The following is a 22,749-nucleotide window of genomic DNA, read 5'->3' on the forward strand; positions in this document are numbered from 1 at the left end:
GGGACGGGACGGTGGTCATCGGCGGCGGCCCTTGCGGGTGGCGCGGGTGGTGAGCTCCTCGTACGCCGGGGCGTCACCGGCGCGGACGCGGTCCCACGCGCGGGCGAAGAGCTCGGGCACCGGCACCAGCGGCACTGCCCGGCCGTGGCCGTGGACCGGGTAGAGACTCTGCTTCCAGAGCTCCACCGGCAGCGCGGGCGACTTCAGGTCCAGCCAGCCGCACGGCAGGAACAGGGTGCGTCCGGCACGCGGCCGCTTGGCCTCGACGACCAGGTCGGTCGCCGCGAGTTCGGCGCGGGCCTTCTTCATCCGGGCGGGCTTCCAGCCGGTCCAGCGGGCGCAGTTGCGGTCCGTGGGGTCGGGCAGGGCGAGCAGCATCAGATAGAGCGCCGCGGCGTCCGCACCGAGGCCGTGCCGCTCGGCGGCCTCCGTGACCAGGGCGGGCACGCTGACGGTCGGGTCCTGCGCGTACCCCACGGGCCCCCCGGGGCCGACACCGGCCGTGAGCGCACGGGTCAGTTCCTCGTCCAGGAGGGTCCGCAGAGCCCACATCCCCTGGCCTCGGCCGGGCCCGACGAGCCCTTCGAGCAGCCCGAACACCGGGTCGCCGGGACCTTCGAGCGCACCGGGCCGCACCAGCACGGTCTCCTGGTCGCCGTACCAGGGGCGCAGCACCAGCGCCTCGCCCGCGTGCGTCAGACCCTGCGCGGTGGCGCCACCGGTGGCGGGCAGCCCGTACGCCTTGCGCAGCTCGACCGCGGTCGCACCGCCCTTCGCCGTCCACGCCACGTCCAGATCGATCAGCAGCCCCGGGTCGGCGACCCGGCGGCGCAGCGCGGCCAGGCCCTCCGGCAGCGCGGCCCGCAGCGGGTGTCCGTACGGCAGCGAGTAGGCGAGCCCGGCCAGGGCGGCCACCGCGCGCGTCAGGTCGTACCGCCCGGGCAGCGCCGTCGGGTCCTCGGCGACCAGATCCCCGTCCTTGCCGGGCCGCTGCACCGTGGTGCGGCCGATCCAGGGGGTGCGCCCGGGGTTGAGCACCTCGTCGACGGAGCTCGTGGGCAGACCGTCCAGGGCGAGCTCGCCGACCAGGTCCTCCGGCAGCCGGACCACCCCGCCGAGCCGCTCGGCCCACACCCGGCCCGCGGCCCGGGTGTCCGGTCCCGCCGTCCACAGGTCGCCGGGGTCCGCGGGCAGCAGCGCACCGACCAGCGCCGCCAGGTCCTCGTTGCCGACCGAGGTCAGCAGGCTGTCGCCCAGGGTCTTCTGACGGGGTTTCAGCCCGGTCGCGGCGATCACCTCGGCGGTGAGCTGCGCGGGCCTGCCGGCCAGCAGCAGGGCCCCCTGCACGGGCCCCAGCCCGTCGCGTGTCGCGGCGGCCAGCGCGGCGGGCGCCTCCGGCTGCCAGGGCGCCGGGCCCTTCTCCCGGACCAGCTCGGTGACCGCCCGCAGGGCGTCGGCCGGGAACACCGCCGGGTACGCGGTCTCGCCCTCCAGCGTGAAGTGGGCGATCGCGCCGAACGCGCCGGTCGGATCGAAGTCCAGGGCGACCCAGTTCACCTGGTCGTGCTGCCGGTCGACACTCCGGCAGGCGGTGACGACGACCGTACGGCCCTCCCGGCGCAGTACCTGGCCGACGCGCTCCTGCTTGTCGTGCGGCTCGCTCAGCACGACCTCGCGCAGCGTGCCCCCGGGCCGGGCCAGCGGCCCGTCGGCGATCGCCTCGAACAGCAGCAGCAGCGCCTCCCGGTGCGCCTCGGTCACCGTCACGGAGGCGGCCCGGTAGGCGAGCGGGCGCAGCACGTCCAGCACGGACGTCCACACCGCGCCGCCACCGGGAACCGTGAACTCGTCGCTGCTCCACCCCTCGGCGGCACCGGCCCGGCGCATGGCATCGGCCAAGGGCCTGCCGTCGGCGGGCTTCCCGGACAGCACGTGGTTCACGGCGCGGATCTGCCGCAGCGCGCTCCAGCGTGGCTCGCTGCCCCACCAGCCGTGCAGCCCCGCGAAACCGGTCACGGCCTCGCGCAGCGTCTGGTCGTCGCCGTGCTCGGGGCTGTAGTCGGCGAACATGCCCTCGGTGCGCCGGCTGTCCTGCTTCGGCCGCTCGACCGGAGGCGCCACGAACGCGACGGTCGACTCGTCGAGCCGCAGGGCCGCCCGCACCAGCGACGCGACGCCCGTGACCAGCCGCGGGTCGCCCAGCGCGGGCAGGGCGGCGGAGACGGCCTTCGCCAGCACCTCGTCGGCGGTCGGGACGGCGGCCTTGGCGTCCGGCGTCCCGTCGACGGCCCCGGCCGCCGCGATCCTCCCCTGCCGCTCCGCCAGCGCCTCGGCCCCGGCGCACAGCAACGCGGCGGCCTGGTCGTCGGTCAGCGCGCGCAGCACGGCCGACGCCCGCTCGTCCCGCGGACGCAGCGCGTGCCAGAACTCGACCGGCGGAACGAACCGGGTGCCGGCGGCGAACTCGCTGCCGCGCTCCATCGGCGTGACCCGGCCCAGCTCCCCGGCGGCCGAGGTGTCGCCGGCCGCGTACAGGGCTATCTGGCGGTGGGTGCGGACCACGACGGGCTCGGCGCCCCCCGGCAGCCGCAGCGCGCCGAGCGGGACGCCCGGGGCGCGGCCACCGGCCTTCGGCAGGGCGACGGTCCGGCCGTCCGGCGTGCCCGCGACCGTGCGGGCCCCGGCGCCCTCGCCCTCCGTGCGGACCCAGCGGCCGAGGACCGTGCCGTCGGTGCCGAACGGGCTCTGCTCCAGGCCGGGTTGCAGCGGCAGGACCTCGCAGTGGTGCTGCAGCAGGGTGGCGTCCTCCCGGATGCCGCCGCGCAGGAACGCGGGCAGCGAGGCGCGCCCGTGCGTGCCGGTGGCCGGGTCGTACTCCAGCCACACCTGCTGCCGGCCCTGCCTGCCCTGACGCCAGAACGAGGTGCCGTCGCCGAGGACGGCGCGGCGGGGCGGCAGGACGGTGTCGCCGGGGTGCAGGCTCCGGCCGCCGGTGGCGCGTCCGCCGCCGGGCAGGGGGATGGACGGCTCGCCCGCGTCGTTGCCGCCGTACCAGTAGTGGGGGATCTGCTCGCCGGCGAGCGGGAACACGTCGGCAGGGCGGGCCGACCAGTAGCCGAACTGCGTGCCGTCCTGGCGCCACATCACCAGCAGTTCGCCGTCCGTGTAGCGGAACGACGGACGGTGCCAGCGGTCGGGGTCGACGGGCAGGCGCAGGTCGTGCTCCAGCAGGATCTCCTCGGGACCGACGACGAACGCCTTGTGACCGCGGGAGAGGATCAGCGCGGGCCAGGCCTCCTGGACGGTCATCGTGCTGTCGTGGTCGTGCTGGACCTTGGTCTCGGCGTGGATCCGGCGGACCGCCTCCTCGAGCGCGGGCCAGCCCAGTTCGTCCAGCAGACCGGAGCGCAGGGTGTGCCCGAGCAGCGGCGCGGCCTCGTGCGCGGCGACCCGGGCCACGGCGGCCGGGGCGACCCGGGCGGCCACGGCGCGGAAGGGCCGCAGCCGCTCCAGCGCCGCGCGGGCGGCGGGCAGACCGACGGCGGCGGTCAGCTCCCCGGCCGCGTCCTCCAGCCACTCGCGCAGGACGTCCGGGAGCACCGGGTGGGCGGCCAGGGACTGAAGCACCTCGGGACCGGGCCGGCTGCCGCCCACGGTGCTGATCTCGCGGTACAGCAGACGCCGGGAACGCGCGTCCGCCGCCGTCGCCGTCAGGTCGCGGCGGCCGGGACGGGTCTCGCGCAGCCAGCGGTCCAGACCGAGGTACACGACCTCGCCCTCGGCGGGCTGCACCAGCGGGACGCCCTGCGCCACGCACAGGTCCAGCAGGTCGAGGTCGGCGCCGGCGTGCCAGCGGCCGGTGACGAGGTCGACGGGCCGGCCCCGCTCACGCAGCCGGGGCGCCATCCGTTCGACGAGCGCGAGGGTGGCCGGGGAACGGTCGCAGACGTTGGCGCCGTGCTTGCGGTGGAGGGCCCAGCGGGTGAGCCAGTCCGCCGCGTCGACCTCGTCCGCCGCCGCACCGGCCTCGCCGGTGAGGAGCAGGTCCGCCCGGCACTCCGCGAGCAGCGCCAGCCAGAACTCGTCGTCCTCGACGGAACGGCCGAGACCGGCCGGCATGATCTCCAGCAGCCGGCGGCGCACCTCCGGCTGCCGCTCGGCGAGCACGACCAGCGTCGACCGGTAGAAGTTCCAGAAGGACGCGGGAGCGCGCACCGCCGCGGGCGAGGCGAGCAGGTCGAAGACCAGCCCGCACTCCTCGGTGACCCGGTCGAGCCCGGCCGCCCTGATCAGCCCGCGCGCGTCCTGCGGCAGCGAGGCGTACGGCGGCATGCCGGCCGCGCAGCGCTCCACCGTCAGCTGCCGGAACTGCGCCCACGCCTCGGCCGGGCTGAGCCGCGCGGCGAGCGCCTTGACGTGCTCCTTGAGGGCCTTGACCGTCAGCGCCCCCGCGAAGGCGAACTCCAGGAACACGGCACGCTGCCGCTCCTCGTCCACCGTCAGCGCGTGCACCCGTTCGGCCTCGCGGGCCTTGCCGAAGAAGGCGGCGGCGTACGTCGTGTTCTCGTGCTGCAGGAAGACGCGCGCGGCCTGTTCGTAGAACGTGGGAAGGAAGTGCGGCACGGCCCGGCCGAGCCGGGTGCCGAGCTCCTCGAAGCCGTCCTTGGCGGTGCCGGGGCGGGACTTGGCCTGCCGCGCGAGCCGCTCCACGTCCCTGACCAGGGCCAGTGCGTGATGGCCGTTCGCCGGGTCGTTGACCAGCGCCCAGGCCGGGAAGCCGAGGGTCTCCCGGCGCACCTGCCCCACCTCGGGCACGTCCGCGTCCCGCACCAGGCCGAGGAAGTCCAGGGCGAGGTCCTCGGCCTCGCCGAGGGTGCCCGGCACCAGCCGCACGATCCGCCGGTCGTCCAGCGCGGGATGGGTGTACGTACGGACGGTGAGCGTGTCGGCGTCCTCGCGGCCGGTGCTGCCCGGCGGCAGGACCGCGCCCGCGTCGAGCAGCGCGCCCGCGGTGGTCTCGTCGTAGGTCGTCATGCCGCCCGCTCCTCGTCCTCGATGTCGCGTCCGGCGTACAGCGCGGCCGCCATCCGCATGCCCTCCGACCAGGCCACCGGCCCCACCTCACGCAGCTTCAGCACCCGGCCGGCGGGGTCGGTGAACACCAGCGGACCGGTCTCGGACTCCTCGTAGCCCTCGTAGTCGCCCACCCAGACGCGCGCCTCGACGGTGCGTCCGTCCTCCAGGACGGAGTGGACGGCGTTGCCGCCGCGCACGCGGTAGCCGAGCTGGGTCACCCGGCCGTGCAGGAACCGCTGCTCCTTGAACGCCCCGCCCGCGTACTCCTCGACCGAGGCGGCCTCGGCGTCCAGCGTCGCCGGCCGGTGCCACACCTCGCGGAAGAGCTGCTGGGCCCGCTGCTCCACGCCGAGTTCGACGGCGAACTCCCGCAGCTCCTCCAGGTCGTCGAGGAGCACCGGGTGCGGCAGGCGGACCAGGTCGGGGGTGAGGCGCACGGTGTCGCCGTCGAGGTCGACCAGACCGAGGCCGCGCTCGGCGTCGGCGTCCCGCAGGAACCCGGCCACCTCGCCGTCGGCCCCGGTGACGACGAGGTCACGCAGGGCGGCCTGCCAGGCCGGGTCGGGCCACACCCGGGCGACGACCGCGAACGGCACCGGCAGCGAGCGCACCATCCACCGCTCCACGTCGGCCAGGCACTGCCGTTCGTGCCGCTCCAGCCACTCGACGAGCTGACGCAGTCCCACCACCGCCGGATCGTCGGCGATCTTGGGCGGCACGGACTTCAACAGCCGCCCCGCCGCGTTGCGGCACACCACCTTGCCGTCGTCGAGGGCGACTTCGTAGTCGCCGGCCGACACCCACCCCATTCGTGCCTCCCACACCCGCTTGGATCAAGTGAGGGGAACAGTAGAACAGGCCACTGACAACAGGGCCGGGACGGACGGCCGTCCAGCGTCCGGCGGGATGAAGTCCCAGGTCATCGCGGTGTACTTGGCCCGGTCGGGTGCTTCGGCGGCCGTCCTCGGGGGAGGGTTCCGGTCACGGGACGCGCAACGGCGGTGCGCCGAGGGACGTCCCGTGAGGGTTCCCTCCGCGCACCGCCGCGGCCGGCCGGATCAGCCCTCGACCCAGCCGTGGTTCTTCGCGAACTGCGCGAGCCCGGCTCGCACCTGGACGATCTGCTCTCCGGTGAGCGAGGGCGCCGCGGTCAGCAGGGCCTCGGTGACGTCCCGGGTGAACTCCTCGGTGCTGAGCACATCGCACAGCACGTCGTCGTCCGCCGCGAGCGGCTTGCCGTCCGCGCCCCGCGCGAGCCGCACCCCGGACGCCTTGGGGCCGCGCTCGCCGTCCTCGATCTCGAATTCCACGACGATGCCGCGCCGCACCTGCGACTCGGGCATCAGCATGTCGTTGACGTGCAGGAAGACATCCTCCCCGCCGTCGTCGGGCGCGATGAACCCGTAGCCCCGCTGGCTGTCGAAGCGCACCACACGACCAGCAACCATCCCAACCCCCAACAACCTCGAAACACCCACTTCGGTGAACCTGCCCAGATCGTAGTCAAACCGACCGCCCCAGGCGACTCCCCGGGTCTCACCGCTCCCGGTACAGCGCGGTGAGCAGCTCCAGCACGGACTGTGTCGCGGGATGCGGGTCGTCGCGCCACCACACCAGACGCACCGCGACGGGCTCCGCGTCGCGCACCGGCCGGTAGGCGACACCGGGCCTCGGGTACTGGTTGGCGGTCGACTCGGCGGTCATGCCGACGCTGCGGCCGGTGGCGATCACCGTCAGCCAGTCGTCGACGTCATGCGTCTCCTCGGTGGCGGGCCGTGCGTCGGGCGGCCACAGTTCGGGGGTGGTGGTACCGGTGCGGCGGTCGATCAGCAGAGTGCGCCCGCTGAGGTCGGCCAGCCGCACGGAGCGGCGCCGGGCCAGCGGGTCGTCGGCGGCCAGCGCGCACAGGCGCCGCTCGAGACCGACGATCACCGACTCGAACCGACGGTCCTCCAGGGGCCTGCGCACCACCGCCATGTCGCAGGCGCCCTCGGCCAGCCCGGCGGTGCCGGAGTTCACCCGCACGAGCTGCAACTCCGTCTCCGGGCTCCGCTCCGCCCAGCGGCGCTGGAAGGCGAGGGTGTGGCGGCCGAGCGCGGACCAGGCGTAGCCGATCCGCAGCCGGGTGTGTCCCGAGGTGGCCTCCCGCACCAGCGCCTCCACCTCACCGAGCACCCGCCGGGCGTGCGCCGCGACGCGCAGCCCGGTCGCCGTGGGCGTCACGATCCGCGAAGTCCGCCTCAACAGCCGCACGCCCAGGCCCTGTTCGAGCGAGGCCAGGGTGCGGGAGACAGCCGCCTGGGAGACTCCGAGCACGGCGGCCGCGTCCGTGAAGCCGCCCTCGTCGATGATCGCGACGAGACACCGAAGCTGTCGTAGGTCCACTCCCGGGGTCACATTCATGACTCCAGCGTATGGACGGCGCGGCACATGCATTTTGCGCAAGGCCGGGTCAGGTGGACGATCCGAACGTGCCCACTGCTCCCTCGTCCTCGACGACCTTGTCCCCGCCGGTCCCCGCCCTGCAGACCCGTGGCCCGCGCCGGCGTGCCGCCGGCCTCGCCGCCATGGCCGGCAGCGGCCTGTCCAACCAGACCGGCGCCGCGATCGGCTCCCTCGCCTTTCCCGCGCTCGGCCCGGTCGGGGTCGTCGCGGTACGCCAGTACGTCGCCGCGCTCGTGCTGCTGGCCGTCGGCCGCCCCCGCCTGCGGTCCTTCACCCGGCACCAGTGGGGACCGGTCCTGCTCCTCGCCCTGGTGTTCGGGACGATGAACCTGTCCCTCTACACGGCGATCGACCGCATCGGACTCGGTCTCGCGGTCACCCTGGAGTTCCTCGGCCCGCTGGCCATCGCCCTGGCCGCCGCGCGCCGCCGGGTCGACGCCTGCTGCGCGGTGATCGCCGCGGCAGGCGCCGTCACCCTCATGCGCCCGCGGGCGTCGAGCGACTACGTGGGGATGGGCCTCGGTCTCCTGGCCGCGGTCTGCTGGGCGTCGTACATCCTGCTCAACCGGACCGTGGGCCGGCGCATACCCGGCGCGCAGGGCTCGGCGGCGGCCGCGACCGTGTCCGCGCTGGTGTTCCTGCCGGTCGGCGCGACCCTGGCGCTGCACCGTCCGCCGACCGCCGAGGCCGTCGGGTACGCCGTCGTCGCCGGGGTGCTGTCCTCCGCCGTGCCCTATCTCGCCGACCTGTTCACCCTGCGGCACGTGCCCCCGGCCGCCTTCGGCCTCTTCATGAGCGTCAACCCGGTGCTCGCGGCCCTGGTCGGCCGGCTCGGGCTCGGCCAGAGCCTCGGCTGGGTGGACCAGTGGGCGATCGCCGCCGTCGTGTGCGCGAACGCCCTCAGCATCCTCGCTCCACGCGGCGGAACCGGGCCGCGCGATCGAGCGGCTCCGCGCGGAGGAGCGGGCGGGTGAGGCGGATCAGTCCTCGGAGGCGGCGCGCTCGGCGTCGCGCTTCTTGATCCGCGCCGTCTCCTTGCGGACCTCGGCCTGCGTGGCGCGCTCCTTCTCCAGCCACTCGGGCGCGGCCGCCTTCAGCGCCTCGATCTGCTCGGTGGTCAGCGCCTCCGTCACCCCGCCCCGGGCCAGACCCGCGATGGACACGCCCAGCTTCGCCGCGACCACCGGGCGGGGGTGCGGGCCGGTCTCGCGCAGCGTCCGCAGCCACTCGGGCGGGTTCGCCTGGAGCTCGTTCAGCTCGGCGCGCGAAACGACGCCCTCCTGGAACTCGGCGGGCGTGGCGGGGAGGTACACACCCAGCTTCTTCGCCGCCGTGGCGGGCTTCATCGTCTGGGTGGTCTGCTGCGACTTCATACGGTCCAGGGTATCGGCCGCCGACGAGCCCTCCGACCACAGCCGGTAGCCTGGCGCAATGACCGACCAGGCGGAATCCCCTTCGTTCCGGCTCGCGTACGTCCCCGGAGTGACGCCCGCCAAGTGGGTGCGGACCTGGGAGGAGCGCCTGCCCGACACCCCTCTCACCCTCCTCCAGGTGGCCCCGGCCGAGGCCTCCGGCGTCCTGCGCGACGGTGCCGCGGACGCGGCCCTCGTACGCCTCCCCGTGGACCGTACGGTGTTCAGCGCGATCCCTCTCTACACCGAGACGACGGTGGTCGTGGTCCCCAAGGACCATGTGATCACCGCGGCCGAGGAGATCACCCTGGACGACCTCGCCGACGAGGTCGTGATCCACCCGCTCGACGACGTCCTCGGCTGGGAGCGGCTGCCCGGCGAGCCCGCCTTCGAGCGCCCCGCGACCACGGCGGACGCGATCGAACTGGTCGCGGCGAACATCGGCGTCCTGGTCGTGCCCCAGTCCCTGGCCCGCCTCCACCACCGCCGCGACCTCACCTACCGCACGGTCGTGGACGCCCCCCAGTCGGCGGTCGCCCTGTCCTGGCCCGAGGACGCGACCACCGACCTGGTCGAGGACTTCATCGGCATCGTCCGGGGCCGCACGGTCAACAGCACCCGGGGCCGCGCCCAGCAGGCCCCGGCGAAGCAGCGTGAGCCCCGGAAGGAGCAGCCGGGCGGTGCGCCCCGCAGGGGCACCGCGAGCGGCGCCGGCTCGCGCGGCCGCACCGGCGGCTCGAAGAGCGGTGGCCCGAAGAGCGGCGGCCGCCGCGGCACCGGCGGCGGCAAGCCCCGCCGCCGCTCGTAGCGGTCCGGCCGCCACTCCCGCCGCCGCTCGTAGCGGTCCGGCCCCTGGTGTCACGGCACGAACGTCGCTCCGCGTGCCGTGCTCACCGCCCTCTCCCCGTCGGCCTCCGCGAGCAGCCCGGCCGACACCCACGCGTCCACCACCGTCTCCACGCGTTCGACCAGCGCCCCCTTGGACGCGAACGGCGCCCCGGCCCACACCTCGTCGAGCAGCGTGGTCCCGTCGGCCCGTGCGGGGTTGGCCACGCCCGCGTCACTGTTGCCGAAGACCACCCGGGGCTCCACGCGCCGCCAGTACGCGTGCGTCGGATCCTCGGTCCCCTCGAAGAACGGCGCGAACTCGGTCCCGTCGAGCGTGAAGTGCAGCGGCTTTCCGCTCACCGGCGCGAGGGAGGGCAGCAGGTCGCCGGAGAGGGCCGCGTCGCGGTACAGCCCGAACTCCCGGTACGTCGTGGAGGAGTCGCGTGCGACGAGGTTCACCGGACCGTAGAACAAGGTCTGCAGTGACGGTTCGTCGAGCGCCTTCTCCACCCGCAGCCGGAACGGCATCGCCACCCGTACGACGTCCCCGTCCCGCCAGGTCCGCGCCACCGTGAAGTAACTCCCGGGCTCCGGCGTCCCCTTGGCCTTCCGCCCGTTGACCGTCACCCGGAAGCCGGCGGTCGCCCAGGCCGGCACCCGCAGCCGCAGCGCGAAGGAGGCGGTGCGCCCCCGGACCGTGAGCGTGCTGCCCTGCTCGTGCGGGAAGTCGGTGGCCTGGATGACCGTGACGCCCTTCTCGGTCCAGGTCAGCGTGGTCGGGCTGTAGAGGTTGACGTACAGCGAGCCCCCGTCGGCGGCCTTGAAGTACACCGAGTCCTGGTACTTGGTGGCGCTCTCCATGCCGGTGCCCTCGCAGCACGTCGTGCCCTGCTTGGGCGTGTAGTCGCGCACATGGCCGGGGCTGAGCCCGATGAAGTACGTGACCAGCGGCTTCTCCGCGTCGGCGGTGTCCTGTTTGGAGCCGAGGACCTGGTTGTAGAGGGCCCGCTCGTAGTAGTCCATGCAGGCCGGGTCCTGTTCGTGGAAGAACAGCGTGCGGCTCAGCTTCAGCATGTTGTACGCGCAGCACGTCTCCGCTGTCGTCGCACCGAGCGTCCCGGCGATGACGTCCCGCGCCTTCCAGAACTCACCCGTGCTGGTGCCGCCGATGCCGTACATGCGGTGGGGTACGACCATCTTCCAGAAGTTCCGCGCGGCGGTGAGATAGCGCTCCTCGCCCGTCGCGTCGTACAGCCGCAGGTACCCGGTGAAGATCGGGATGTGCTGGTTGGCGTGCAGGCCGTCCAGGATGTCGGTGTCGGCGGCGCAGGCGTCGATCAGCCGGTCGAGGTCGAAGAGCCGTGCCAGCGCGAGGTGTTCGGCCTTGCCGCCGATCGCGTGCAGGTCGACGATCGCCTCGACGATCCCGCCGAACTCACCGCTGGAGAAGATCCCCCACATCCGCTGGAGCGTGGCCGCGGGCAGCTTCGACAGCCGGGAGTACATCCAGTCGCCCATCCCGGACGCCAGGTCCAGGGCGCGGTCGTCGTCGGTGGCGAGGTAGGCGTCCAGCAGGCCGCGGAGGATCTTGTGGGCGGTGTAGTAGGGCGCCCACACCTTCGTGTAGTCGCTGCCGGTCATCGACTCCAGCTGGATGAACTGCGTCTCCGGGTAGGCCGCGAGGAACCCGGGGTGGCTGGGCCCGCCCCAGGTGCGGCGCAGGGTGGCGGTCAGCCCGCGTCCGGACGCGTCCGCGAAGGACGATCCCGAGGTCTCGTCGAAGGCGTAGGAGACGAGGTCCCCGGCGGCCCGCGCGCTCTGCAGGGCGGATATCTCGTCGGCGCTCAACGCGCGCGACCACACGTCGAACCCGCCCAGGGCGCCGGCGAAGACGGGATCGGAGGCGTACTGGGACCGGCCGAGCCAGTGGTGGGTGAGGGTGCCGAGCGCGGCGGGGGTGAGGGACATGGCGGTGTTCCGGGCGACGGCCGTGCCGTCGACGTACAGCGTCCCGGTGCCGCCCCCGATCGTGACGGCCAGGTGACTCCACCGGTTGAGGGGCAGCGCGGCGGTGCCGTCGAGCCCCTGCTCCCCGCCCGCGCCGCCGGTGGTGACGGCGAACCGGGGCACCCCGTTCGCGTTGCGCGCGGCCAGGTACAGGTAGCGGGTGGTGTCGTTGCCGAAGTCGAAGACGCGCGCCCAGGTGCTGTCGTGGGTGGGCTTCACCCAGGCGGCCAGGGTGACCGCGCCGGCGTCGCCGAGGACCCCCGAGGGCAGGTCGACGTACCGGTAGGAGCCGCGGACCTGCTCCACGGCCGAACCGGACCGCCCCGCGACGCTCAGCACGGCCGGATCGTGCCGCAGCGCCTCGCGCACCTCGGTCAGCGCGCCGACCATGGTGCGGATCCTGTCCGCGAACGCCTGTTCGCCGGTGCCGGCGTACGCCTGGGCCAGCATCGTCAGGAAATGGCCGGTGTAGTGGCCGCGCAGATTGCCGTTGGCCTCGCCGTCGAGCCCCTCCCAGCCGCCGGGGGCGACCGCGCCGAGCGTGGAGAGACCGGCGTTCGCGCGGAAGACCTGCAGCAGCCGGTTCACGTCGTAGCCGCGGGCGTGGTCGAGCATCAGCCGCCGCTTGTCGGCGAAGACCCCGGATCCGAGGGCTACGTCCTTCAGCGGGAAGGGCCGGAGCGTCCAGGAGGACGGCGGCGGAAGCGTGGCCGCCGAGGCGGCGGGAGCCACCGCGGCGCCGGCTCCGGGCACGGCGGCGGCGAGGATCGCGCTCTGGAGAAGGGTCCGTCGGGTGAGGGGCGGTGCCATGTGCTGCTCCTCCGGGGCTGGGGTGCGGGCGAGGCGTCCCCGTATCTGTTCGGTATTGCGAACGGTGTACGAAGAGCCGACCAGACGTTAGAGGGGGGACGACGGGGCGTCAACGGCCCTGACGGGACGGAAAGTTGCGGAGGCGCGCGCTACTTCGCCGCCGCCCGCCCGATCGACTCCACCAGCGGCAGCAGGCGGTGCGGCACCCGCTCGCGCAGGGCGACCTCGGTGCGGGTGCGGACCACCCCGGGGAGGCTGATCAGCTTCTGGATCACGTCCTCCAGATGGGCGTTGTCCCGCGCCACGACCCGCGTGAGCAGATCCCCGCCGCCGGTGATCGAGAAGGCCTCGACGATCTCCGGCACGGCGGCCAGCGCGTCGCCCACGTCGTCGAGGTGGCCCTGGGTGACCTCGATGTGCACGAACGCGAGCACCGGGTGGCCGAGGGCGGCGGGGGAGAGGGACGGGCCGGTGCCGGTGATCACACCGTCCCGCTCCAGCCGGTCCAGGCGCGCCTGGAGGGTGCCGCGCGCCACGCCGAGGACCCGGGCGTACTCCCGCACGCTGGTGCGCGGCTGTTCGAGCAGCAGCCGCAGAATGCGGGTGTCGAGCTCGTCGACGGCCATGGTGCCCGGCCTCCTCGTGCGTGGCTGATCGTGGCCGACTGTACCAATGGCCCAGCGGTGCGCATTCCGGGTGGACCGCCCCTTCCCGGACGCGCACGGCCGCCCGGCTCGGCCGTTCGGGTGCCGCGCGCGGGTCGCACGGGTGTTTCACGCGGCCCGGGTACTCGCCCGCCCGGCCGGGGGCTAGGGATGGCCCGGAGGCGGGTCAGGAGGGAGGCGGTCCGTGGACGGTGAGCGCGCGGGTGCGGTCCGGAGGGCCGTGGACGCGACCGATGCGCGGCTGCCGGTGTACGAGGGGGCGGGCGGGCTGCTGCGCAAGGCGTTCCCCCACCACTGGTCCTTCTTCCTCGGAGAGCTCGCGCTCTACAGCCTGATCGTCCTGGTGCTGACCGGCGTCTGGCTGACCTTCTTCTTCCACCCGGAGATGCACGAGGTCGTCTACGACGGCTCGTACGTGCCCCTGCAGGGCGTCCGCATGTCCGCGGCCTTCGACTCCACCCTGCACATCAGCTTCGACGTGCGCGGCGGGCTGCTCATCCGGCAGATGCACCACTGGGCGGCCCTCGTCTTCGTCGCCGCGATCGGGGTGCATCTGCTGCGGATCTTCTTCACCGGCGCCTTCCGCAGGCCGCGCGAGGCGAACTGGGTCATCGGCGTCACCCTGCTGGTGCTCGCCCTGGCCGAGGGGTTCGCCGGCTACTCGCTCCCCGACGACCTGCTCTCCGGCACGGGACTGCGCATCGCGCAGGGCATCATGCTGTCGCTGCCGGTGGCGGGCACCTACGTGAGCATGTTCGCGTTCGGGGGCGAGTTCCCCGGGCAGGACATCGTGCCCCGGCTGTACAGCCTGCACATCCTGCTGCTGCCCGGCGCGCTGATCGCGCTGGTCTCGGTCCACTTGATCCTGGTCTTCCACCTCAAGCACACGCAATGGCGGGGCCCGGGCAGGACCGACGCGAACGCCGTCGGCAAGCCGATGGTCCCCCAGTTCGCGGTGTCCTCGGCGGGCCTGTCCCTGATGGTCTTCGGCGTGCTGGCCCTGCTCGGCGGGCTCGCCCAGGTCAACCCGGTGTGGGTGTACGGCCCCTACCGCCCGGACGTCGTGTCGACGGGCTCCCAGCCCGACTTCTACGTGGGCTTCCTGGAGGGCGCGCTGCGGCTCGTACCGCCCTGGGAGACCACCCTCGCCGGGCACACCCTCATGTGGAACGTGCTGCTGCCCGCCGTCGTCCTCCCCGGGCTCTTCTTCCTCGTGCTGTACCTGTATCCGTTCGTCGAGCAGCGGCTGACGGGAGAGGCGGAGCGGGAACACCACCTGTGCGACAGGCCGCGCGAACGCCCCGTCCGCACCGGACTCGGCGTCGCCGGCATCGTCTTCTACGGCGTCCTGCTGCTGGCCGGCGGCAACGACATCATCGCCCAGTCGTTCCGGGTGTCCGTGAACGCCCTCACCTGGATCCTGCGCGTCGCCCTCGTCGTGGCCCCGGTCCTCGCGTTCATGGTCACCCGGCGGCTGTGCCACGCCCTGCTGGAGTCGGAACGGGAACGCCTGACCGAGGGCGAGGAGACCGGTGAGGTGCGCCAGTCCGTCGCCGGGGGCTACGAGAGCGATCACCGCCCGGTGGACAGGTTCCGGCCGGGCGCCCCCAGGACCCCGGTCAGCCCGCCGGCCTCGAGTCCCGGTCGGCGTACTGGAACACCCATCCGAAGACCCCGACTGCCAGGACGCCGACGCCGATGAGGAACAGCCACAGCCCGTACACCACCCCGGTCGCGGCGACCGCGAACCCGCCGGCGGTGACGATCGGCCAGCGGCTCTCCGGCGGGAAGAACTCCAGCGGACCGGTGCCGTCGGCCACCTCGGCGTCCCGCCGGTCCTGGGGACGACGCCCTCTGCGCCGGTAGTTGACCGCGCAGAAGAACGAGATCACCGCGGCCATCAGGCACGCCAGGACGAGCGCCGCCGTACCGGCCGGGTCCCAGCGTGACCAGACACCGTAGAGCACCGCGGCGCCGCCGAAGAAGACGCCGACACCGCCGAACAGAAACGCCTCAGTCCTCATGGGGCAGATGCTCCTGCTTCCGCTGTTCGATCGCCGGATGGTGCAGGTCGAAGGCCGGGGACTCCGAGCGCACCCGGGGCAGCGCCACGAAGTTGTGCCGGGGCGGCGGGCAGGACGTCGCCCACTCCAGTCCCCGCCCGTAGCCCCACGGGTCGTCCTCGGTGACGCGCCGGCCGTGCCGGGCCGTGTGCCACACGTTGTAGAGGAAGGGGAGGGTGGAGACGCCGAGCAGGAACGCGCCCAGCGACGACACGGTGTTCAGGAGGGTGAAACCGTCCGAGGGCAGATAGTCGGCGTACCGGCGTGGCATGCCCTCCTCGCCGAGCCAGTGCTGCACCAGGAAGGTCAGCTGGAACGCCGGGAACAGCAGCCAGAAGTGCAGCTTGCCCAGCCGCTCGTCCAGCATCCGCCCGGTGAACTTCGGCCACCAGAAGTAGAACCCGGCGAACATCGCGAAGACGACGGTGCCGAACAGCACGTAATGCAGGTGCGCCACGATGAAGTACGAGTCGGTGAGATGGAAGTCCAGGGGCGGCGACGCGATGAGCACCCCGCTCAGCCCGCCCAGCAGGAACGACATCAAGAACCCCGTCGCCCACAGCATGGGCGTCTCGAACGACAGCGAGCCCCGGTGCATCGTGCCGACCCACGCGAAGAACTTGATGCCCGTCGGCACGGCGATCAGGAACGACATCAGCGAGAAGAACGGCAGCAGCACCGCGCCCGTCGCGAACATGTGGTGCGCCCACACCACCGCGGACAGCATGGTGATCGTGATCGTCGCCCCGATCAGCGGCAGATACCCGAACAGCGGCTTGCGCGAGAACACCGGGAGGATCTCCGAGACGATCCCGAAGAACGGCAGCGCGACGATGTACACCTCGGGATGCCCGAAGAACCAGAACAGGTGCTGCCAGAGGATCGCGCCGCCGTTCGCCGCGTCGAAGATGTGCGAGCCGAACTTCCGGTCCGACTCCAGCGCCAGCAGCGCCGCCGCCAGCACCGGGAACGCGGGCAGCACCAGGATCGACGTGAACAGCACGTTCCAGGTGAAGATCGGCATCCGGAACATCGTCATCCCCGGCGCGCGCAGACACATGATCGTGGCGATGAAGTTGACCGCGCCCAGGGTCGTCGAGACACCGGTGACCACCAGGCCCATCACCCACAGGTCCCCGCCCGCGCCGGGGGAGTGGTACGAGCTGTTCAGCGGCGCGTACGCGAACCAGCCGAACGCCGCCGCCCCGCCCGGCACCACGAACCCGGACACGACCATCAGACCGCCGAACAGGTACATCCAGTACGACAGGGCGTTCAGCCGGGGGAAGGCCACGTCCGGCGCGCCGATCTGCAGCGGCATCACGGCGTTGGCGAACCCGGCGAACATCGGTGTCGCGAACAGCAGCATCATCACCGTGCCATGGACGGTGAAGAGCTGGTTGTAGCCCTCCTTGCCGACGAACTGCAGCCCCGGCCGGGCGAGTTCGGCGCGCATCGCGAGCGCCAGCAGACCGGCGAACAGAAAGAAGCAGAACGCCGTGACCATGTACAGACGGCCGATCACCTTGTGGTCGGTCGTGGTCGCCCAGCGCAGCAGCGCCCGGCCGGAGGAGTGCGGGGAGGCGGCGCGGCCTTCTTCGTCGTCGACGCGTTCCGACAGTCCGGCCATCGTCCTCCTTCGTGCTTCTCCGGGGAGCCGTGCCGCCGCGGGGCGCCTCGCGAGAGCCCGGTCCCCCGTCCGGGAAAACCGTCGGTGACCGGGCAGGACGCGGAGTGACCCGCACGACAGCGCCGACGCTACTGGCGCACCCCGCCCGATCCGGCCGCGCCACGCCTCCTGTCCGCCGTCAGGGGCCGGACGACGGCCACGCCCCTGTCCGCCGTCCGGGTGGCCGGGCGGATCGGGCAGGGATGCATCCGGCCCGCGCGGGTACCCGCCGGGGATGCAGATGACGACCTACGAAGCGGCGGCGGCGAGTTCCGTGTTCGGTGTGGTGGCCGTGCTGGTCTGCGGCCTCCTGATCACCGGCGCGCTGATCTGGGCCGTGCGCCTCGGCATCAAGGTACGACGACGCGAGCCGCGGCCTCCCCGGCGCACCGAGCAGCCCACGCGGCCGGCCACGAGCGCCGTGCACGACGGCCAGGAGCGGCGGGAACCGGACGAGGTGCCCGTGGCGGCCGACGGGAGCGAGCGCCTCACCCCCCACCAGCTGAATCCCTCCGGCACCAAGCGCAGCGAGGACCAGACCCGTCCGCGCTGGGACTCCCGCTCCGGCGGATCCTTCGGCAGCGGCGGGCCGGGCCCGACCTGAGCGGCCGCGCTCCCGCCCGGCCCGCCGACGGGGCGGACTCACCGGCCGGTGGCCGCCCCGTGCGCCACGGCGGGCCGCGCCAGGGTGAGCGTGCCGTCGGAAGCCTCGGTGACCCGGACGCCGTGGCTGATCCGGTCCAGGGTCACGCGCAGCCAGGCGCGGTCCGCCTCCGGCGCGGGTTCCAGCCGCATCCGCCGGGCCCGCAGCGGCACCATGCGCAGGCCCGCCAGCCGGCCCGTGTCCGCGGCGAGCCGGACGAGATAGGCGATCCGCAGGTCGTCGCGGAACTCCTCGTAGCCGGAGATGCCCTCGTAGTCGTCGATGAAGTCGCCGCAGCCGTGCAGGACGAGCCGGTCGCGGTAGACCTCGACGGGGCGGGGGTGGTGGGAGGAGTGCCCGTGGACCAGGTCGACCCCGCCGTCGATCAGAGCGCGGGCGAACCGGATCTGGTCCCGGGGCACGTGATAGCCCCAGTTGGAGCCCCAGTGCACGGACACGACCGCCAGGTCACCCGGCCGCCTGGCCCGGCGCACGTGCCGGACCACCGCGGCGGCCGTCGCCGCCGACAGTTCGGGCAGATAGGCGACCCCGGCCAGGCCCGGGGTCGCCGCCCAGTCGGGCGGGACGCCGCCGGAGCGCGCCCCCAGGGCGAACACGAGCACCCGGCCGCCGCCCGGGACGGGCACCGCCGCGGGCGCACAGGCCTCCTCGGGCCCGCGCCCCGCACCCGCCGTCCGAAGGCCCGCGCCGGCCAGCACGCCGAGGGTCTCCTCCAGGCCCGGGCGGCCGAAGTCCAGCACATGATTGTTGGCCAGCACGCAGACATCGGGCCGCGCCACGGTGAGCGCGGGCAGGTTGGCCGGGTGCATCCGGTAGTGGACCGCCTTGCCGGGCGCGAACCCCTCGCGGCGCGTGACGGACGTCTCCAGGTTCACCACCCGCACGTCCGGGCCGCTCTCCTCCAGCACCCGCAGCGCCTCACCCCACGGCCAGGAGGGCGCCACGGGAGCCGGGACCGGTCCGTTCACCGTCTCCGTCAGCCGGACGTACTCGCGGGCGTCCTCGACCCAGTCCTCCCGCAGCCGAGGACTGCCCGGATGCGCGAGGATCTGATCGACGCCGCGCCCGAGCATCACATCGCCGCACAGGAACAGCGTCACCACACCGCCGCCCACGTCCCCACCGTAAACCCGTACGCGTACACGTGAACCCTGCCGGCTGCACCCGCGTCGCACGCGTGCAGCGCCCCGCGCCGGGTAGCCCGAAGGGCGGACGCGAGCCCGTGCCGGCTGGTGCCGCCAGGCGTGGTCGAGGGTCGACCCGCGCCGGTCCCACCCCGAAGGCACGCGGCGCCGCCCGCGCGGTGGCGACCCTCGCCCGCACGGGCCTGACCGGCCCCGCGACCAACCGCGGCCGGCCCAGCGCCGCTCACCCGGCCGGCCCGCTCGCCCGTCGCCTCACACGTCGACGGTCACCGCGCAGGACCACCCGTAGGGGTCCGGCCCGAAGTGCAGGTCGTGCCACGCCACGCCCTGCGGCACCGCTCCGACGATCCCCACGTCCGTCAACCCGGCGACCGCCAGCCGTACGTCGAGTCCGTCGTCCGTGGCCTCGGCCTCGAGGTCGACGGGCACCTGTCCGTGCACCTCCAGCCGGTGGACGACCTCGTCCAGGAGCGCGGTCAGCAGATCGTCGTCCGCGGCCTCGTCGAGCTGGATGCGTTCCACTGCGGTGGGCCGCACCGCCGTGACGTCGGCGAAGCACTCCACCATCCCCAGGGCCGCCTCCACCAGACAGCGCTCACGGCTCGTGCCCCACGCGTCGATGCGTATGTCGGCGGTGTGCGGCACCGTCCGGTGACCGCTCCCGCCCTGCCGCCGTGCCTGACGGTCGTCGTCCATGTCGCCGACCATTGCCCGCCACCACCAGTCCCGGCCCGTCGTGTCCGGCCCGGGCGTCCGAATCCGTCGTGTCGCCGCTCCGGGTACCCCGGTTGGCCGGTGCCAGTCTGGATACCCGGAATCCGAGCCGGCATCCGGGGCGGGGCACACGGGGTGCCCGGCACCCTTCCGAGGGAGAGGATGACGGCGATGATCTCCCAGCTGGTCCGCGTGCCCGTCGACGGCGCGGCGCTCACGGGTGACCTCCTCGTACCGACGCCGGCCCGGGCCCTGGTGCTGTTCGCCCACGGCAGCGGCAGTTCCCGGCACAGCCCGCGCAACCGCATGGTCGCCGCCGAGCTGCGCACCGTCGGCCTGGGCACCCTGCTGATCGACCTGCTCACCGAGCAGGAGGAACGCGAGGACGCGTCGACGGGCGTGCACCGCTTCGACATACCGCTGCTGGGCCGCCGTGTGATGGCCGTCGTCGACTGGCTGGCGGCACAGCACGACACCCGGGCGCTCCCCGTCGTCCTGTTCGGCGCGAGCACCGGCGCGGCCGCGGCACTGGTGGCCGCCGCCGAGCGGCCGGACCGGGTGCTGACCGTGATCTCCCGGGGCGGGCGGCCCGACCTCGCGGAGGCCGCCCTGGACCGCGTACGGGCGCCGGTGCTGCTCGTGGTGGGCGGCCGGGACCTGGAGGTCCTGGCCCTGAACGAGGAGGCGGCCCGGCGGCTGCGGGTGCCGTACTCCCTGCACGTGGTGCCCGGCGCCACCCACCTGTTCGAGGAGCCAGGGGCGCTGGAGCAGGTGGCCGAGGCGGCGACGGCCTGGTGCGACGACCGTCTGAAGCCCGTATGACCCGAGGCGGAGGGGGCTGACCGGAAGGAGAGTCGGTCGCCATGCAGTTCCGTGACCGCAGGCAGGCCGGACGCGAGCTCGCCGAGGTGCTGCGGACCCGGCGGGACAAGGGCGAGCTGCCCGACCCCGTCGTCCTCGCCCTGCCCCGGGGCGGGGCCGCGGTGGCCGAGGAGGTCGCCCGGGCCCTCGACGCCCCGCTCGACGTGCTCGTCGTACGCAAGATCGGCGCGCCGTTCCAGCCGGAGTTCGGTGTGGGCGCGCTCGTCGGCGACGAGGACCCGCTCTTCGACGAGGACGCCCTCGGCCGGCTGGGCCTCACCGAGCGCGATCTCGCCGTGGTGGTGCAGCGGGAGCGCACCGAGCTCCACCGTCGCGAGCGGCTCTACCGCGAGGGGCGGCCCGCCCCCGAGCTGCGCGGGCGCACCGCGATCGTGGTCGACGACGGGCTCGCCACCGGTGGCACCGCCCGCGCCGCACTGCGCTCCCTGCGGCGTGCCTCGCCCCGCCGCACGGTCCTGGCCGTGCCGGTCGGCTCCCCGGAGGCGGTGAGCCTGCTGCGGCCCGAGGCGGACGACGTGATCTGCCTGTACCAGCCGGCCGCCTTCATGGCCGTCGGTCTCTGGTACGACGACTTCGAGCAGCTCACCGACGCCGACGTGCTCCGGGCGCTGCACACGGCGGCCGGACGCTGAGCCGTCGTGCCGGTGGTCCGTTGGCACCCTGTCGGCGGATCCTGCCCGGCCGTCATTGAGCCATTGGCCCAGTGCTCGCGGAGCCTGTTGAACCATCTGCCGCACGGATGTTCCTATGGACATGTCGATGGCGCTGCGGATCACCGCGGCGCCTTTTTCGTGCGGACGTCCGGCAGGGGTGGGAAACAGTGCTGAAGAAGGTGTTCACGGCTCCGGACCCGGGGCGGACGCGGTTGCGCTTCGCCGCCCGGGCCGTCCTGGGCATCGCGTCGGCCGTCGTGGTGTGCGGCCTGGCCGGTCACACGCTGCCCGGAGTCGTCACGGGCGGCCTCGCGGCCCTGCTCGCCCTGTTCACCGTCATGGACGCCACGGTGCGCGGCCAGGCCGTCACCACCGCGCTGCTCCCCGCCGTGGGCCTGCCCGTCCTCGGCGCGGCGGCCGTCCTGCACGACCACCCCGTCGCCCGCGACCTCACCTTCCTGGCCGTCATCGGCGTCGGCGTGTACGCCCGCCGCTGGGGGCCGCGCGGGCACAGCCTGGGCGTGTTCGCGTTCATGATGTTCTTCGTCGCCCAGTTCCTGCACGCCACGACCGCACGGCTCCCCGAGCTGTGCGCCTCCGTCGCGCTGTCCCTGCTCGCCGCGGCGGCCGTGCGGTTCGGCGCCTGGTGCTACGAGCGCCGGCTGCCCCCGGCGCCGGTGCCCGCCCCGCCGGGCGGCCGGGGCCTGGCGCGCGTCACGACCCGCCAGGCCGTCCAGGCCACGGCCGGCGCGGGCTTCGCCCTCGTCGTGGGCCAGCTGGTGTCCGGGCAGCGCTGGTACTGGGCCGTCGGCGCCACCTGGTGGATCTTCGTCAACACCGCCTCGCGCGGCGAGACCCTGGTGCGCGGCTTCCGGCGGGTCCTCGGCACGGTGATCGGCATCGGACTCGGCCTGCTGGTCGCGGTCCCAGTGAACGGCGCGCCCGTCCCCACGGCCGCCCTGACCGCCGTCTGCGTCTTCGGCGTCTTCTACACGGCCGCGGTCTCCTACACCTGGATGATGCTCTGGGTGACCCTGCTCGCCGAACTCCTCTACGGCCTCCTCGGCGTCCTCACCCCCGGGCTGCTGGCGCTGCGGCTCACCGAGACCGGCGTGGGCGCGCTCGGCGCCGCGCTGGCCGTGCTGTTCGTCCTGCCGGTCACCACCCACACCGTCACCGACGCCTGGATCCAGCGGGCCCTGCGCTGTGTGCACGCCTGCACCGCGGAGGCCGCCGCACGCCTCGCGGGCGACCCGGCCGCCGACCCCGCGGCACGCGTCGCCGAACTGGAGCAACTCCTCGGCCGGGTACGGCTCGCCGTGGCCCCGCTCGTACACCCGCTGAACCCGATGCTCGGCCGCAAGCGGCGCGCCCGCCAGGTGCTGACCCTGCTGGACGCCTGCGCCCGCGAGAGCCGGGGGCTGGTCGCCGTCGCCGCCGACCCCGAGGCCTCCCACGACGCCCGCCTGGCCGCCGCCTGCTGGCGCGTCCAGGCGGCGGTGGAGGCCCTGACCGACGGAGAGTCCGCCGCCGCGGCCCCCGTCGACCGCCCCGCGGTCACCGAGCCCGCGCTGGCCCACCTCCACGGCCTGGAGCGCGCCCTGACGGAGCTGGCCCAGCCGCTGCGTACACCGCCGGGCTCGCCGTTGGTCGGAGCGTGACCGTTCGCGCGGGTCTGGTCTAGACCGGAGCGGATCAACTGTTACCGTCACCCCG

At 73.9% G+C, this 22,749-nt stretch carries 18 protein-coding genes; 7 read left to right on the plus strand and 11 right to left on the minus strand.

Going from position 1 to position 22,749, the window contains the following annotated elements; all coding sequences use genetic code 11:
- Positions 1 to 15: 15 nt before the first annotated feature.
- From ACFY30_RS11175 to ACFY30_RS11190, 4 genes are all read right to left on the minus strand, one after another.
- A complete protein-coding gene (locus tag ACFY30_RS11175) occupies positions 16 to 5,034 on the minus strand; it encodes a hypothetical protein (RefSeq protein WP_390844917.1) in 5,019 nt (1,672 codons plus the stop codon).
- The gene (locus tag ACFY30_RS11180; protein ID WP_390844918.1) at positions 5,031 to 5,885 is read right to left on the minus strand and encodes a DUF4132 domain-containing protein; all 855 of its coding nucleotides are present in this window, start codon (positions 5,883 to 5,885) and stop codon (positions 5,031 to 5,033) included. Before ACFY30_RS11180 ends, ACFY30_RS11175 begins: the two co-directional genes overlap by 4 nt.
- Before the next feature lie 249 nt (positions 5,886 to 6,134).
- On the minus strand, positions 6,135 to 6,524 hold the full coding sequence (locus ACFY30_RS11185; protein WP_328483468.1) for a cold shock domain-containing protein: 390 nt from the start codon (positions 6,522 to 6,524) through the stop codon (positions 6,135 to 6,137).
- An 88-nt stretch (positions 6,525 to 6,612) separates the two neighbouring features.
- The gene (locus ACFY30_RS11190) at positions 6,613 to 7,479 is read right to left on the minus strand and encodes a LysR family transcriptional regulator (protein ID WP_390844919.1); all 867 of its coding nucleotides are present in this window, start codon (positions 7,477 to 7,479) and stop codon (positions 6,613 to 6,615) included.
- 164 nt (positions 7,480 to 7,643) lie between these two features.
- On the opposite strand from ACFY30_RS11190, the gene ACFY30_RS11195 reads away from it, so the two are divergent.
- Positions 7,644 to 8,495: a DMT family transporter gene (locus ACFY30_RS11195; protein WP_390845273.1), complete on the plus strand. Its 852-nt coding sequence runs from the start codon at positions 7,644 to 7,646 to the stop codon at positions 8,493 to 8,495.
- A 6-nt stretch (positions 8,496 to 8,501) separates the two neighbouring features.
- Here ACFY30_RS11195 and ACFY30_RS11200 read toward each other — a convergent pair whose 3' ends face one another.
- Complete coding sequence (locus ACFY30_RS11200) at positions 8,502 to 8,894, minus strand: DUF5997 family protein (protein ID WP_390844920.1); 393 nt, start codon at positions 8,892 to 8,894, stop codon at positions 8,502 to 8,504.
- A 58-nt stretch (positions 8,895 to 8,952) separates the two neighbouring features.
- On the opposite strand from ACFY30_RS11200, the gene ACFY30_RS11205 reads away from it, so the two are divergent.
- Complete coding sequence (locus ACFY30_RS11205) at positions 8,953 to 9,741, plus strand: LysR family substrate-binding domain-containing protein (protein WP_390844921.1); 789 nt, start codon at positions 8,953 to 8,955, stop codon at positions 9,739 to 9,741.
- Between the two features lie 50 nt (positions 9,742 to 9,791).
- Here ACFY30_RS11205 and ACFY30_RS11210 read toward each other — a convergent pair whose 3' ends face one another.
- Both ACFY30_RS11210 and ACFY30_RS11215 read right to left on the minus strand, forming a co-directional pair.
- Complete coding sequence (locus ACFY30_RS11210; RefSeq protein WP_390844922.1) at positions 9,792 to 12,578, minus strand: beta-L-arabinofuranosidase domain-containing protein; 2,787 nt, start codon at positions 12,576 to 12,578, stop codon at positions 9,792 to 9,794.
- Positions 12,579 to 12,727: 149 nt separating this feature from the next.
- Entirely contained in the window at positions 12,728 to 13,204 is a 477-nt protein-coding gene (locus ACFY30_RS11215) for an Lrp/AsnC family transcriptional regulator (protein WP_390657526.1), read from the minus strand.
- A 223-nt stretch (positions 13,205 to 13,427) separates the two neighbouring features.
- On the opposite strand from ACFY30_RS11215, the gene ACFY30_RS11220 reads away from it, so the two are divergent.
- The gene (locus ACFY30_RS11220; RefSeq protein ID WP_390844923.1) at positions 13,428 to 14,945 is read left to right on the plus strand and encodes a cytochrome bc complex cytochrome b subunit; all 1,518 of its coding nucleotides are present in this window, start codon (positions 13,428 to 13,430) and stop codon (positions 14,943 to 14,945) included.
- On the opposite strand, the gene ACFY30_RS11225 is transcribed toward ACFY30_RS11220, so the two are convergent.
- Together ACFY30_RS11225 and ctaD are read right to left on the minus strand one after the other, a co-directional pair.
- A complete protein-coding gene (locus tag ACFY30_RS11225) occupies positions 14,863 to 15,267 on the minus strand; it encodes a cytochrome c oxidase subunit 4 (protein WP_390844924.1) in 405 nt (134 codons plus the stop codon). The genes ACFY30_RS11220 and ACFY30_RS11225 overlap by 83 nt on opposite strands.
- The gene (gene ctaD / locus ACFY30_RS11230; protein ID WP_390845274.1) at positions 15,257 to 16,813 is read right to left on the minus strand and encodes a cytochrome c oxidase subunit I; all 1,557 of its coding nucleotides are present in this window, start codon (positions 16,811 to 16,813) and stop codon (positions 15,257 to 15,259) included. The genes ACFY30_RS11225 and ctaD overlap by 11 nt, the downstream gene beginning before the upstream one ends.
- A gap of 397 nt (positions 16,814 to 17,210) precedes the next feature.
- Here ctaD and ACFY30_RS11235 point away from each other — a divergent pair, with 397 nt between their 5' ends.
- Complete coding sequence (locus ACFY30_RS11235) at positions 17,211 to 17,579, plus strand: DUF6479 family protein (protein WP_390844925.1); 369 nt, start codon at positions 17,211 to 17,213, stop codon at positions 17,577 to 17,579.
- A gap of 38 nt (positions 17,580 to 17,617) precedes the next feature.
- Here ACFY30_RS11235 and ACFY30_RS11240 read toward each other — a convergent pair whose 3' ends face one another.
- Positions 17,618 to 18,754 (minus strand): CapA family protein, encoded by a 1,137-nt coding sequence (locus ACFY30_RS11240; RefSeq protein ID WP_390844926.1) that lies wholly within the window; start codon positions 18,752 to 18,754, stop codon positions 17,618 to 17,620.
- A gap of 282 nt (positions 18,755 to 19,036) precedes the next feature.
- Positions 19,037 to 19,492, minus strand: coding sequence for an archease (locus ACFY30_RS11245; RefSeq protein ID WP_390844927.1), 456 nt, complete (start codon positions 19,490 to 19,492; stop codon positions 19,037 to 19,039).
- 177 nt (positions 19,493 to 19,669) lie between these two features.
- Between ACFY30_RS11245 and ACFY30_RS11250 the strand changes: the two genes are divergently transcribed.
- The 3 genes from ACFY30_RS11250 to ACFY30_RS11260 all read left to right on the plus strand — a co-directional run bounded on the left by ACFY30_RS11250 (position 19,670) and on the right by ACFY30_RS11260 (position 22,694).
- A complete protein-coding gene (locus ACFY30_RS11250; protein ID WP_390845275.1) occupies positions 19,670 to 20,320 on the plus strand; it encodes a dienelactone hydrolase family protein in 651 nt (216 codons plus the stop codon).
- A gap of 41 nt (positions 20,321 to 20,361) precedes the next feature.
- Positions 20,362 to 21,012: a phosphoribosyltransferase gene (locus ACFY30_RS11255; protein ID WP_390844928.1), complete on the plus strand. Its 651-nt coding sequence runs from the start codon at positions 20,362 to 20,364 to the stop codon at positions 21,010 to 21,012.
- Positions 21,013 to 21,200: 188 nt separating this feature from the next.
- The gene (locus tag ACFY30_RS11260) at positions 21,201 to 22,694 is read left to right on the plus strand and encodes an FUSC family protein (protein WP_390844929.1); all 1,494 of its coding nucleotides are present in this window, start codon (positions 21,201 to 21,203) and stop codon (positions 22,692 to 22,694) included.
- The last annotated feature ends 55 nt before the right edge of the window (positions 22,695 to 22,749 follow it).

Source organism: Streptomyces sp. NPDC000345 (assembly GCF_042898825.1).
Taxonomy (GTDB): Bacteria; Actinomycetota; Actinomycetes; order Streptomycetales; family Streptomycetaceae; genus Streptomyces.